Source organism: Accumulibacter sp., from assembly GCF_036625195.1.
In the GTDB taxonomy this organism is placed as follows: Bacteria; Pseudomonadota; Gammaproteobacteria; order Burkholderiales; family Rhodocyclaceae; genus Accumulibacter.
In genome coordinates this window covers 589,329-602,270 of record NZ_JAZKUG010000001.1, presented here as the reverse complement: position 1 = coordinate 602,270, position 12,942 = coordinate 589,329, and the positions used below count along the sequence as shown (strand labels likewise).

Annotated in this window: 10 protein-coding genes and 1 pseudogene; 6 read left to right on the top strand and 5 right to left on the bottom strand. The window is 64.3% G+C overall.

All coding sequences use genetic code 11. From position 1 onward, the window contains the following. The first annotated feature begins 1 nt into the window (after position 1). The 6 genes from V5B60_RS02740 (at position 2) to V5B60_RS02715 (ending at position 6,169) form a co-directional block, all read left to right on the top strand. Positions 2-1,240 (top strand): DegT/DnrJ/EryC1/StrS family aminotransferase, encoded by a 1,239-nt coding sequence (locus V5B60_RS02740; protein WP_332345499.1) that lies wholly within the window; start codon positions 2-4, stop codon positions 1,238-1,240. Further along, positions 1,221-2,138 (top strand): glycosyltransferase, encoded by a 918-nt coding sequence (locus V5B60_RS02735; RefSeq protein WP_332345498.1) that lies wholly within the window; start codon positions 1,221-1,223, stop codon positions 2,136-2,138. Before V5B60_RS02740 ends, V5B60_RS02735 begins: the two co-directional genes overlap by 20 nt. A gap of 134 nt (positions 2,139-2,272) precedes the next feature. Next, entirely contained in the window at positions 2,273-3,016 is a 744-nt protein-coding gene (locus V5B60_RS02730; RefSeq protein WP_332345497.1) for a class I SAM-dependent DNA methyltransferase, read from the top strand. A 118-nt stretch (positions 3,017-3,134) separates the two neighbouring features. Continuing rightward, positions 3,135-3,800 carry a class I SAM-dependent methyltransferase gene (locus tag V5B60_RS02725; RefSeq protein ID WP_332345496.1) on the top strand — a complete coding sequence of 222 codons (666 nt, stop codon included), beginning with the start codon at positions 3,135-3,137 and terminating at the stop codon, positions 3,798-3,800. Further along, positions 3,794-4,675: a phosphotransferase gene (locus tag V5B60_RS02720; protein WP_332345495.1), complete on the top strand. Its 882-nt coding sequence runs from the start codon at positions 3,794-3,796 to the stop codon at positions 4,673-4,675. The genes V5B60_RS02725 and V5B60_RS02720 overlap by 7 nt, the downstream gene beginning before the upstream one ends. A gap of 6 nt (positions 4,676-4,681) precedes the next feature. Further along, entirely contained in the window at positions 4,682-6,169 is a 1,488-nt protein-coding gene (locus tag V5B60_RS02715) for a lipopolysaccharide biosynthesis protein (RefSeq protein WP_332345494.1), read from the top strand. A 146-nt stretch (positions 6,170-6,315) separates the two neighbouring features. Here V5B60_RS02715 and V5B60_RS22130 read toward each other — a convergent pair whose 3' ends face one another. From V5B60_RS22130 to V5B60_RS02695, 5 genes and pseudogenes are all read right to left on the bottom strand, one after another. Continuing rightward, positions 6,316-6,582 (bottom strand): IS4 family transposase, encoded by a 267-nt coding sequence (locus V5B60_RS22130; RefSeq protein ID WP_434735300.1) that lies wholly within the window; start codon positions 6,580-6,582, stop codon positions 6,316-6,318. Further along, a pseudogene (locus tag V5B60_RS02710) lies at positions 6,558-8,315 on the bottom strand (IS4 family transposase); the annotation flags it as partial. The pseudogene V5B60_RS02710 and the gene V5B60_RS22130, both read right to left, overlap by 25 nt. Before the next feature lie 416 nt (positions 8,316-8,731). Further along, positions 8,732-9,499, bottom strand: a complete 768-nt coding sequence (locus tag V5B60_RS02705; RefSeq protein WP_332345492.1) for an FkbM family methyltransferase — start codon at positions 9,497-9,499, stop codon at positions 8,732-8,734. 223 nt (positions 9,500-9,722) lie between these two features. Then, entirely contained in the window at positions 9,723-10,973 is a 1,251-nt protein-coding gene (locus V5B60_RS02700) for a glycosyltransferase (RefSeq protein ID WP_332345491.1), read from the bottom strand. A gap of 112 nt (positions 10,974-11,085) precedes the next feature. Beyond that, positions 11,086-12,852, bottom strand: a complete 1,767-nt coding sequence (locus V5B60_RS02695) for an asparagine synthetase B family protein (RefSeq protein WP_332345490.1) — start codon at positions 12,850-12,852, stop codon at positions 11,086-11,088. Between the last annotated feature and the right edge of the window lie 90 nt (positions 12,853-12,942).

Genomic DNA, 12,942 nt, shown 5'->3' with positions numbered 1-12,942 from the left:
GATGTCTTACCAACGTCTGCCCTATGCCGATTGGGGTTGGGCCGAGTTGCGAGCCGTGCTGGCAGCCATGCTCTGCGGCCGCATACGCCGTGGCCCCGGTGCCAGGCAACTGGCGGGCGCACTTGCCGGGTTGTTGACCGTGCCGCATGTCCTGCCGGTCAATTCCGGCCGTACCGCACTGCGTCTCGGCCTTGAGGCCCTGATGCAGTTGCGGCCGGGGAGCAACGAGGTGATCATCCCCGCGTTCATATGCCCGGCGGTTGTCGAGGTTGTCAACTTGCTCGGGTTGGTGCCGGTTTTCGCCAATGTCGGTGCCGACCTCAACCTGGATCCCGGCGGTTGTGAGCAGCGGATTGGCAGCCGGACGCTGGCGATCATCGTTGCCCATATGTACGGGTGCCCGGCGAAGATCGAAGCCTTCGCCACCATTGCCAAAGCGGCGAGGGTGTTTCTGGTGGATGACGCGGCACAGGTCGTCGGGGAATCGGTGGGCGGCCGCATGTTGGGGACCTTTGGCGATTTCGGTGTGCTCAGTTTCGCCCAGTCGAAGTGTGTCGTGACTGGCGAGAGCGGTGGTGGTGGCGTCCTGATCTGCCATGAGAATGAAGTCTTGCCCATCGTGCGGGCGCGGGTCGCAGGGCTGGCACCGGCGGAAGGGCGTTTGCGGGCACTGGTTGCGTTCTTCTGGAACTACCTTTTGGAGTCGCACACCGCAGCGCTGAGCTATCGCTGGCAGCGCCTGCGGCAGCAGGTTCTTGGCGCCAGAGTGCGCGGACTCGTGCCCGCAGGGATCGCGAACCTCGATGCGTGCCTGGCCCTGGTGCAGCTGAATTCGCTGTCGCGGCGGCGCGAACAGCGCCTTCGGATTCTCGGCCAGTATGCCGATGTGCTGGCGGCGCCTGGCGATCCATGGCTGATGCCGCAGTTCGCGCCCGGACGGTACCTGGCGCGGGTGATGGTCTCCCTGCCGCCCGGTGTCGAACTCGACGAGTGCCAGCGGCAACTGCGGCGAGAGTCCGTGTGCACCCGGCGCGGCTACGCGACGCATTCCCCCGCATCCTGTTCGGCCGGAGGGTCGCCGGATCCTGGCGCGGGCCTGATCGAACTGCCGGCCTATGCGGACATGACTGCCAAGGATGTCGCAGAGGTCTGCCAGCGGCTGCGACGTGTGGCGGCAGCGTATCGACAATGTGTTTCCAATCGTCAGGACGGAGATGATCATGAGCGATGTTATCAATAGCAGTGAACCGGGCCCGGTGACGCAGTCGCGCGCCATCTGGCCCGTGATGGTCCTCGCCCACAACGAGGAGCGGCATATCGATTCGTGCCTCGAGAGCATCTTCGCGGCCGACCCGGACGGTCCTTTCGAAGTGTTCGTCATGGCCAACGGCTGTACCGACCGCACCGAGGAAATCGTCCGCGCGTACGGCAGGAAGAATCCGCGCGTTCATCTCGTCTCGATCACGCTCGGTGACAAGTGCAACGCCTGGAACGTCTTCATCCATGAGACCGTTCCCCAGCATTGCGCCGGGCAGGAAATCTATTTCTTCATGGATGGCGACGCGCGTGCCGTTCCGGGCTCGTTCTCGGCGATGGAACGGGCCATGCGGGCGGAACCGCAGGCGCAGGCAGTCGGTGTGCCGCCGGCATCCGGGCGCAGCATGCGCCATGACCGCGAGGAGTTGCTTCGTGAACGCGGGCTGGTAGCCAACCTGTACGCGCTGCGTGGCTCCTTCGTGATCCGTTGCCAGCAGCTCGGCGTCAGAATCCCACTCCGACTCGAAGGTGACGACGGTCTGGTGGGCGCACTGGTGAAGTGGGATCTGAATCCGTCACAGCCGATGAACGACCTGCTTATCGCGCCCTGCGCGGATGCCGGGTTCATCTTCGAGTCCTTCACCATCTCGCGGTTCGCCGATGTCCGGGCCTACTGGCGACGCATGGTGCGTTACGGTCGCAGGGGCTACGAGTTCAAGCTTCTCGGCCCCCGTCTGCAGGCCGGCGGGATTGCCGCGATGCCGCAAGACATTCGCGAAATCTACGGCGATTCCGATCGTCTCTCGCTGACCTGGAACGGCATCTACACGGTGACCAACTGGTTCGCCCTGCGGGAAATGCGCGCAATTGGCCGCAGCTAGACGGCCGACGGGCAGGCACGAAGGAGGTGCCTGTGCCGACGGGAATCCCGCACCTTGCCAAGCGTTGCTGCGGGTGGCGGTATGTTCCGCAGCCGGCGGTCGTCAAGCCGACAGTGGAAAATGGGTGATGAGTGATGAGTGACAGTGAATCGACGCAGATTGGCGATTACCGGACGAGCCACATCGAGCGCGGCGAGAACTATGACCGCAATCTGGCCAAGGACCCGTTTGACGCCTACATGTGCGACATGGAGCGCGTTCATCTGCAGCGCATCCTGCCGCAGCTCTTTCCGGACGGCATTGCCCGCTACCTGGATTTTGCTTGTGGCACGGCTCGCATCACTCAGACCGTCGCCCCCTTCGCACGCGAGACGATTGGGGTTGACCTATCGCCGAGCATGCTTGCTGCGGCGCGTCAGAGGTGTCCGAGTGTCCGTTTCGTCGAGGCTGACCTGACCCGGGCAGCAATCGATCTGGGTACTTTCGATCTGGCGACGGCGTTCCGGTTCTTCGGCAACGCGCAGCCGACGCTGCGGCAGCAGGTGCTGCAGGTGCTGGCCGATCTCGTCAGGCCCGGAGGCTACCTGGTCCTCAACAATCACCGCAATCCTGGCTCGCTGGCGGCGCTCTTCCATCGCCTGACGGGCGGCCAACCCGAGATGGACCTGACCCACCACGCGCTGCAGCGGCTGCTGGCCAAGCACGGCTTTCAGGTCGTCAATAGCCTGCCGATCGGTGCCTGGCTCTACCGCTCACGGATGCTGGGACAAGTACGCACCGTGGATGATGGATCGTTGCGCCGCGAGGCGATGTTTGGCCATCGGTTTCTGGCGCCGGTGGCGCCCGACACCATACTGGTTGCTCGCCGTCGTGCCTGAGATGGAGCAGCGTTCTTGCGGTGAGCCAGCTGGTACCACGGCTCTGCGACCCTACGAACTGGCAAGCGCGCGCTTGCGGGCGATCTACCAATTGCCCGCCATGGTTGATGGCGCAGGCGTGTTGGAGTTGTACCTTCAGGATCACGGGCGGGTGGTCGACGGCGAGTGGCCGGCGCGCCAAGTGGTGAGTTGTCGCCTGGTTGGCGGTGACCGTGGGTCGCCCGTCACGACTCCGATGATCGGCCGCCTGCACGGCTGCGAGGCGTCCTACGACGAGCCGCTGCCATTCACCGCTGCAAGTTTCGATCTTGTGATCCTGCACCATACCCTGGATGATCTGGCGGCAGCCTTGCCGCAGCGACCCCCTCGCCAAGTTGCCGAAGAGTGGCTGGCCAGGATCGCGTCGATTCTCAGGCCGGGTGGGGTGGTCGCCGGTTGCGGACGCAACGGCAGCAGCCCGCGCGGCTGGCATTGGCGCCGGCGGGCAGTGCCTTCGGGTTCCTCGGAGGTGGCGGCGCTGAGCGTGCTTTCGTGCCAGGGCGCCCTGCTCAGTGCAGGTTTCCGTGGCATCCAGGTGTGCAACCTGTGGCCGGACCCACAGGCTCCGAGCACCCTTGCCGCGGTCGAAGTGGAAGCCTCGCGCCGGGCATTCCGCTACGCGCTGGAGTCTTCGCGTGACTCCCTGAGCCGTTCCGGATACCTGTTGCGAAAGGCGGTCGTCGAACTGGGCCTCAACCGCTTTCTCGAGCCACACCTCTTCTATTGGGGGTGCCGGTCGTGCTGAGCCTGGTCGGCAAGGCGCTGGTGAGCAGTGGGTTCGTGGCGCCGCAAGCCAGGCTCGTATTCAACGTCATGGTCTCGCGTGGCGAGGCGATTGCACTGGATGTCTGGGATCCCGGCAAGGATGCCTGGTATCACGTCCAGGCGTGCTTCCATTACGATCTCGGCGAACGCTTCGCCAGCTATCGCCTGGCGCACGACCGGTTTCGCGAGCGCACGCCGAAGCCGCTCGCCCATCTGCGCCTTGACGGCTGGAGCCTGCTGGTTGCGACGGCCTGCGAGCACCGCATCGTCCGTGCGCGTGACCTGGACTCCGGTCGCCGATCGGCGCACCTGGTCGGGCAGTTGATCGCTTTCTTTGCCAGCGCCCGCGCCAGCTCGCTCGACGCTGCGGACGCCTGCAGCCACGACCTTTTCATGGCCGAGGCCGGTGCGTTCCTGGCAGATTCCCCCGATGCCGGTAGCGCGCTCCGGCGCTATCTGGGGCAGTTGGATCGCACGCTTTGGGCGGACATCCCGCACATCCCGCAGCATGGCGACTTCGTACTCAACAATCTGGGTGCGGCGCGCGGCGATCTGTTGGTGTTCGACTGGGAGGACTATGGTGCGACGGCTCTGGCTGGGTTCGACATCTTCATGATCAGCCTGTCCGTCGCCGGCATGAGCGCGACATCGGCACGGCTGATCCGCGATACCGAGGATCCGGCTGCATGCCCCTGGTTCTTCGCGCAGCGCGCTTGTGCAGCGTCGGCACTGCCCTACGCAAGCTTTCGTCGCGCAGTGCCGCTCTACCTCATCGTTTTCAGGTATCTGAAGCGCAACTACGGACGCGAGATCGGCCAGCGCATCGATGCCATTCTCGAGCAGGTGCTTCCCTGACCGGCGATGGTGAACGCTGAGAACGTGCCTTCGACGGGTCGGCAACTCGTCCGTGGGTCGGCGTGGATGGTCGGCGCCAGATGGGCAACACGCCTGATCGGCCTGGTCAGCACCGTCATCCTCGCGCGGCTGCTGGCCCCTGCCGATTTTGGCATCGTCGCGATAGCCCTGATTGCAGTCGGTCTTCTGGAGACTGTCGGCTATGCCGGTGTCGATCTGGCCCTGATGCGTCCCGGAGCGAACAGCCGCGAACACTTCGATACCGCGTGGACGATCCAGATCATCCAGGGGATGTTGATCGCCGGGCTGCTGGTCGTGGTCGCGCCGTGGGTGGGGCAGGTCTTCTCCGAACCGCGCGCGGTCAGCGTCGTGCAGCTGATCGCGCTGCGACCGTTGATCAGCGGTTTCGAGAACATTGGCGTCGTCGCCTTCCGCAAGGATCTCGATTTCGCCAACGACTTTCGTTTCACCGTATATACGAAGCTGGCGAACTTCGCGATAGTCGTCGGCGCGGCCTTCTACCTCGAGAACTACTGGGCGCTTGCCATCGGCATGACCAGCGGCAGCGCCATCGCGCTGATCCTGAGCTATCGGATGCATCCTTACCGTCCGCGCCTCAGCCTGAGCTGCGTGCGCGAGATGTGGGGATTCTCGCAATGGCTGATCATCTCCCGTGTTGGAACCTACCTCAATCGCAAGACCGATGAGTTCGTCGTCGGCCGTCTGCTCGGAACGAGTGTCATGGGGGGCTACCACGTCGCCAATGAACTGGCGACGATGCCCAGTTCCGAGCTGGTCATGCCGCTGCGGCGCGCGCTGTTTCCCACGCTGTCCAAAGTGGCAGGCGCGCGCGACGAATTCGAGAATCTGTTCTGCCTGAGCCTTGGGGCAATGGCCGCGCTGTGCTTCTCGGTTGGCTTCGGGCTGATGGCGGTGGCGCCGGAGTTCGTGCCGCTGGTTCTCGGCGACAAGTGGCTGGAGGCGATCGATGCCATGCGGTGGTTGGCGCTTTACGGGGCCTTCTCGTCCCTGACACTGACCCTGGAGATGCCACTCTGGGTGATGGGGCGTACCCGCCTGTCGGCGGCGCAGACTTGGCTGGAACTCGCGTTGCTGGCGCCGATCGCCTTTCTGGCGGCGCAGGTCAAGGGCATGGAGGGTGTGGCGATGGCACGCGTGGCCGTATCGATTGCCGTCCTGCCACTCATGTTGCGCTTCGTCTCCTCGTCCTGCATGATCGGCGTCGGCCGGCTCTATGGCTCGCTCTGGCGTCCCTGTCTGGCGGGACTGGCGATGTATGGCAGTCTTGCCTTCCTCGCGCCGCTGATCGATGCACCCCTCGTCGTGCTGCTCGTGCTGAAGGTCGTGGTCGGGTTGGTGCTGTTTCCCGGTGTGCTGGTCGTTCTCTGGCTCGCTTCCGGTCGTCAGGCAGGCATCGAGCAACAGGCCTGGCGGACGGTCGCCAGTCTCGCCGCTCGTCGGCATCGCGGCTGACCGCGGAGGACACGCACGTCCGTCGGGGAGCCACGGAGCGAACCGGGTTGCCGGCGGCGACTCCGTCGCTCGCCCTGACCGGCGATCCGAAGCGCATCGCCGCCTACCAATGGCCCGATCGCCGCTCGGCGCGCTAGACCTGCCCTTTACCCGCAAGTCTTGTTGTCATCCGAAGTCCAGAGCCGGAGCGAGAGCCCTTCGCGCAGCGATTGCAGGACCGAATAGCCGTGCCACATGATTTGATGCCCTGGAGAGGGGTCTTTGGCGCGGCCAATGTATCCGCCGAGTTGGGCTACGAGACGAACGGCGTCGCCGAGCCGAGTGGGCTTGGGGATTTGTTTTTTTTTGCGTAGGCCTGCAGCACTTCGATCTCGGCGTCGGAGAACAAGACCTCGGCGGGAAGATCGGGGCACTGTCTGCCCAGGAGCGTCATGAGCATGATGCGCCAAGCGATGACGAGATTGATGGCGATGGCCCGTTTGAGTCGCTCAGCGGTCTTGTGTTGCAGCGCCTCGATGCGACAGCCGCTCTTCAATACGCGATGCCAGTCTTCGATGCGCCAGCGCAGGCAGTACCACCGCAGGCACTCCTGGGCTTGTTCTGGTGTGGTGATCTCGCAGGTGGTGATCAGGAACCACTCGAGCGGTTCGGCGTCGGCTGGCGGCGAGGGTTCCTGGACATGCACCACCCAGAGCCTGAGGGCCTTCCGGGCCGGGTATTTCGACGGCCGGCGGAGTTCGACTTCGCGGTAGCGCAAATTGACGTGCGCGGTACGTTGTGCGTGCCCGTCGCGTGCCTTCTGTTTGCTTTTCTTGGTCCGAGCGCTTTGTCGCGGCACGTTGATGCGAAGCTGGCGTCGCACGGGGCTTTGTCTGACGAGTTCGAAGAGGTTGAGTGCCTCGCGGGTGGCGCGGTCATGTTTGGCGCGAACCAACAGTTCGACGCGGCCGCTTTGGCGTGGCTCGTCAAACAGTTCGAAGAAATCCGCCTCGCGATCCATCACGCAGACCTGGCGCGTGTCGGGCAGCGCGGGGACCAGATCGTTGCATTGGCGAAGACCCTCGATCCAAGTGAAGGTCTTCTTCTCTTCGATCGGTATGGCCGACGCCGGGCGCAGGTCCTCCTTTGCCCGGTGCGTCGGTGCCACACAGTGTGCCCTCAGGACCCCCAGCGGCAGGCCCTGGGTCGTCAGCACCAGCGTCGAATGCAGGTGCAGTCCGCCACTCTGGGCACCCGTCTGGTTGCTGCCGATGACGCCCAGCCCGGCACACTGGACCAGACCAGAATAGTTCAGCTCGGTCCCGTCCTGAACGCAGAGTACCGTCGACTGCGCCTTCATCCGCTGCACCGTGCGCCGTTGGTGAGGGGCCAGGATCGCCTGCATGGTGACCAGCGAGTCATCGGCTTGCTCGATCAGCCGGTAGTACGACTTGATCGCCGGCTTGTCTCCTTGCGCGGCACCGCAGAACGCGCGCCCCGGCATCTCGCCCATCGTGCGGGCAAAGTCGGCCAGCCGCCTGTTGCTGCGCCGGTCCCCCAAATTCGCTCCGGCAAACTCATGGCCCGCCCACTCGTCCCCCTCCAGACCTTCGCTGATCTGCAGCGCAGTCACTTGGAGCGGTTCGGCAATGGCTGCCAGGCGGGCGCGTACATCGGGCTCCAGTTCATAGAAGACGTAGATGGCCTTGACCGTCTTCGCGTTCTCGTTGAAGCGATCCTGTCGGCCACGCCCTTTGGTCTGGCCAATCTCCAGCCAGTTCGCTGCCCGGTAGCTGGTGCCGATGAAGTGTTGCGTGTCCACAAAGCTCTCCACCAGCCAAGGGCGATAGCCGTACTGGGCCTCGTAATCCGCACCCACGCGCCGCAAAACCATCCCCAGCACGTGCGAGGCCAGATTCGGGCAGTGCACCGAGTGGCGGATGAGAAAGCGGCTCATGCCAATCACCCCGTGCAGGTGCTGGCGCCGGGCATGATCGTTCCAGCCGATCCATCGCTCTCGGTCGGCCAGATGCAGCGCCGACGCCCCGAAACCAAAGCCGCCCAGCCAGCCATGCTCAGAGCCAATCAGGTAGCGCATCTGCGCCCCCACCAAAGGCCCAGCCCCCTGCGGATGCTCGCACAGCATCAACTCGTTCCACACCCGCATCAGCTCGAGAGTCTCAACGAGGACCAGCCTCAGCCCACGAAGCTCTGCGAGCACCGTCGGCACGTCCATCGCCCCATCAACGGGTTGACCCAGACGCCGCGGCCCTGCTGCCGTACGGCGCTTGCGCATCGGCGCCGGCAGAACGAAGTGCCCCGCCCCCTCCAACTCACGCAGCGCCTTGACGCAGCCTGCGATCTGGCTACGCCCGCGGGCATCACGCAAGCCGAAGTGCTGACAAATCGACTCGGCAACCGAGGATAGACTTCGATGCTCCTTGCCCGCCAACAGCTCCCGGATAACCTCAATCGAGGCTTGCTGTCTCAGCGCTCGCTTGACTTGGTTTTGCTCATTCATACCGAACCATAATCGGTTCGATCAAGAAAGTCCAGTCCTAATTTTTCGGGTAAAGGGCAGCGCTAGACCGGCCGGCGTCGGTAGTAGGGCAGGGTACTGGTGCCCACCCGCTCGTATCCGAGGTCGATCAACCGGTTGGCGAAGACGGCGCCATCATGGCCGGGAACCCGGTGCAGCTCGACGGTGACCTGCCGAATCCGCTGTGCGGTCTCTGCAGTCAACGTCCGTACGATATCGTGCTCGGCGCCCTCGCAGTCGAGCTTGAGATAGTCACAGCCGAGCACTCCCTGTGCCGCCATCAGTTCCGCCAACGTCACGACCTCGACCTCCTGCTCGACGCCAGCGACGGCCTGTCCATTCACCGACGTGTAGAAGGAGCTGAACAGTCGATTGCTCGCCGAGTGCAGCTTGATCGAGCCGCATTCGGCACCCACAGCCAGCTTGAGGGCAATGACGTTGCGCAGCTGGTTGAGCTCGATATTGCGCACGAGCTGGCGATAGGTGGACTCCTCTGGCTCGAGGGCGATGACCCTGCCCTTCGGTCCCACCACTCGAGCTGCCAGGACCGAGAAACAGCCGATGTTGGCACCGACGTCGATCACCGTGTCGCCTTCGTTGAGCACCTGTCCGGACGCGAGATAGTCGTTGCGCAACAGGATCTCGTAGAAGCCGAACAGATCGCCCACCCCCGGTCTCACTTCGATGCTGACACCGTCATTACGACACAGTACATAGGGTTCGCGTTGCTGGCCCAGACGGTCGAAAACCGCGGGCAGCGGATTGCGGACACCTCGCATCAACGACAGCAGCTTCCTTCCTTCGCCAAGCATGCTTGAATCCTCATCTGAGTTGGCGGCCGAGCGCAGGCTCCGCCTTCGAGTGGAACATCGGCATCAGGGTGCCTCAAGGCGCTCTCCTGAGTCAAGCCAAAAAAGTCACACCAGTCCGGGTTGTGCCTCTGTCTGATGGAGCCGTCCCGGCTGGACGGTCCTGTCCTGCTGTTCGCGCGGATCTTGCGTGGCCGCCCGTTCGCGACGACTCCTTGGCCGGCGCTCAGATGCCACCGTCCTGACAGGCTTCGAGCAAGCGGACAAGCTCGGCCGTCCGTTCCCGGCGAGAGGCCTGGCGAACGATCGCGGGCGATGGCGGTGCGGCCTTCGCCTGTCGCAGCGCGGTGACGAAGGCCATGAGCTGTGTCGCGATCGCCTCCGCCGAGTCGAGCGGAGCGAGGTGCTCGACTCCCGCTGCCCGCAAGGTTGCAGCGGTGTCGCCGGCAGCGTCGGTGAGCGCCAGTATCGGTCGACCGGCGCGCAGATACTCGTAGATCTTGGCCGGGATCTGTTCATTGCAGCATGCTGCCTGCAGAACCAGCAGTCCGTCGGCGCGCATCATCTCAGCGATGGCTGCACGGTAGCCCACGGCCGGCAGGCATTCAATCCAGTCATCGACCCGATGTTCCCGGGCAAGGCGTGCCAGCATGGCGTCATGAACCGCGGCCCGGAAACGCAGCCGGAGTTGCCCCGGCGGCAGCTTGCCCGAGTCCTTCAGGGACTGCAGAGCTCGCAGAAGCTGCGTCGGGTCGCGCTCCATCGGGTAGACCAGTCCGCTGTGAAGCAAGGTCAGCTGTCCGGGGTGCAGTGGCTCAGGTGCGTGAGCCGTGTGTGCCGTGGGCGGGAAACTCTCCTCGTCGTAGCCATTCTCGAGGACGAGGATGCGCGCCGCCGCTTCCGGGTAGCGCCGGCGATACTCGCGTGCGGCACCCGGCGTGGTGAAGGTACTGAACCTGGCCTCGCGCACGGCCGTACTCTCGATATCGATGAAGCTCTGTCGCGTGCGCGGGTTCGCCGGATAGCCCGGCTGTGCCATGGGATCGCGGAAGTCTGCCAGCCATGGGACCCCCGTGCGCCGGTGGAGCTGAGCCGCGATCAGGTGTGCAGTGGCGATTGGATAGGTAGACCAGATGACATCCGGTTGGTAGTCCCTGATCATGCGCAGGCCGGTGCGCACGGCATCGAACCGCCAGCTCACCCAGCGGTCTGGCCGCGCCATCCACGCCAGGTGTCGGCCGTGCAGGGCGAGATGACGCGAGGTATCGAGGGCGAATGCGCGATGGACGACGGTGCCCTCCGGAATCTCCTGCAGGAGGTCATCGCTCGTCCGCTCGTAAGCGCGTGGATCCGCAGTGACGACGAGGGGCTGCCATCCGTATCCGGGAAGGTGTTGCACAAACCGCAGGGTGCGCTGGATACCGCTGCTGCCTGCCAGGGGCGGGAAATGGTAGGCAATCATCAGGACACGCTTCATGGTCGCTTCCCTGGCGATGGTCGTAGCGGCCTGAACGTCAAAGCTGCGGCCGCCGGCCTGGGCGTCTGCTGTTCCCACTGCCCGTGACCGTCCGGCGTTGCCGGCTGCCCCGTCAAGCTGCGTCGCGGCGGAGCCATTGCTCGAGCATGGTCAGGATCCATACCATTTCTCCAAAGTATCCGGGGTGCTCCGGAAGGTGCTCGTGCAGAAGCCTGTGGACGAAGTCCGCCCGGACGATTCCCCGCTTTGCCAGCGTATCGAGAGAATCCCGGGCCAGTTCGAGCAGCGCCGGGTTGCGTGTGGTCCAGACGCCGAACGGCAGGCCGAAGCCCTTCTTCTTCTTGCTGATGATTTCGTCGGGCAGGAAGCCACGCAAGGCTTCCTTGAAGAACCAGCGCAGCCTGAAACGCCGAAGTTTCCAGTCCGCTGGCAGGGTCATCGAGAAGTCCGTCAGGCGATCGCTGAGCAGCGGATAGGCAACCGCAATCCCGGCCATCTGTACCGCACCCCGAACCTTCGGCAGGTCACTGTCGGCAAGGGTATAGCGCCAGTCGTAGGCCAGCAGGCGGTTGATCAGGCTCTGGGCCTGGCATTCGGCCCAGGTTGCCTGCATGTGTCGGGCCGGTTCGTGCAGATCGATGTCTGCCAGAAAGTCCGCGTTGAGCACCTGTGCCGGATCGAGTTGCATCAGCAGATTGAAGCTCTGCAACCGGGCCGGCAGCTCCACCCGCGAGTGACGCACATAGCCGGTCGCCTGCTTCAGGCCGGGGATCCGGCGCAAGGGACTGCCGTCCGCGCACATCGGTTCGATCGCCTGCCTGATCGCCTGCGGCACGCTGTGGTAGTACTCGAACAGCCGCTGCATGGCGTAACGGGAGTTGCCACCGAACAGTTCATCGCCGCCATCACCAGCCAGCAACCTGCTGCAGCCATCGGCCTGCGCGACTTGCGCACAGTAATAGGCCGGCAGGGCCGATGAGTTGCCGAAGGGCTGATCGTGATGCTTGGCCACGGCCGGGATGCTCGCCAACAGGTCGGCTGGCGTCACATAGTATTCGTGATGCTCGCAGCCGAAGTGCCTGGCGGCGATGCGTGCGTATTCCATCTCATCGTAACCTGCGGCGTCGAAACCGATCGAATAGACCGGAGCCGCCGTGCCGGTGATCTGGCAGAGCATGCCGGCGACCGTCGAGCTGTCGGTGCCGCCTGAAAGGAAGGCGCCGACCCGTTGCTCGCCAGCGAGCTGCTCGGCGACGGATTCGCGGATCAGGCTGCGGAACGAGTCTCGGGCGGCATCGAAGGAAGGACGGCGTTGCTCGTCGAAGCGCAAGGGCCAATGGCGAATCTGGTGCACGCCCTGCTGGTCGACGAGCAGCGCGTGCGCCGCCGGCAATCGCCGTACCTGGCGGAAGATCGTCCGCGGCGCCGGGATCATGTGGAAGTACAGATAGTCGAAGATTGCCTGCGGGTCCAGTTGCCGGTCGTGGCCCGGGACACAGTCGGCGCGGTCGGCGAAGGCGAGGATCTTGCCGTCGGTGAAGTAGCACAGCGTTTCGATGGCGAAGCGGTCGACGGCGAGGAAAACGCAGCGGCGTTGCGCGTCCACCACCGCAAAGGAGTAGGCCCCGCGAATCCGAGAACAGACCTCGCTACCGTGTTCCTGCCACGCTGCGAGCAATCTAGTGGCCAGTCCGGAGTGCGCGTCGGTGCCATCTGATCGGTCGTCGTCGACCCATGATTGACCGATGATTGCACAGATGGCAGTCGCATCGCGGGCGATGTTGGCGCAGCGCAGAGCGATGCCTGCAAGCATATCGGGCGCGGCCGAAGCGTGCAGCAAACTGCTTAGCTCAACTTGTCCGAAGATTTTTTCGTTCATGCTGTTTCAAACTCATGGTTGGTCTGGCCGTTGAGCCTCTCCAGGCGACGCGCCCAGCGTATGGTCTCACAGAGACTGGGATCCTGGTCA

What these genes read in the sequence shown, in the direction of transcription:
- V5B60_RS02695 (WP_332345490.1), bottom strand. Translation starts at nt 12,852, where the DNA reads ATGAACGAAAAAATCTTCGGACAAGTTGAGCTAAGCAGTTTGCTGCAC.
- V5B60_RS02740 (WP_332345499.1), top strand. Translation starts at nt 2, where the DNA reads ATGTCTTACCAACGTCTGCCCTATGCCGATTGGGGTTGGGCCGAGTTG.
- V5B60_RS02715 (WP_332345494.1), top strand. Translation starts at nt 4,682, where the DNA reads ATGGTGAACGCTGAGAACGTGCCTTCGACGGGTCGGCAACTCGTCCGT.
- V5B60_RS02735 (WP_332345498.1), top strand. Translation starts at nt 1,221, where the DNA reads ATGAGCGATGTTATCAATAGCAGTGAACCGGGCCCGGTGACGCAGTCG.
- V5B60_RS02700 (WP_332345491.1), bottom strand. Translation starts at nt 10,973, where the DNA reads ATGAAGCGTGTCCTGATGATTGCCTACCATTTCCCGCCCCTGGCAGGC.
- V5B60_RS02730 (WP_332345497.1), top strand. Translation starts at nt 2,273, where the DNA reads ATGAGTGACAGTGAATCGACGCAGATTGGCGATTACCGGACGAGCCAC.
- V5B60_RS02705 (WP_332345492.1), bottom strand. Translation starts at nt 9,499, where the DNA reads ATGCTTGGCGAAGGAAGGAAGCTGCTGTCGTTGATGCGAGGTGTCCGC.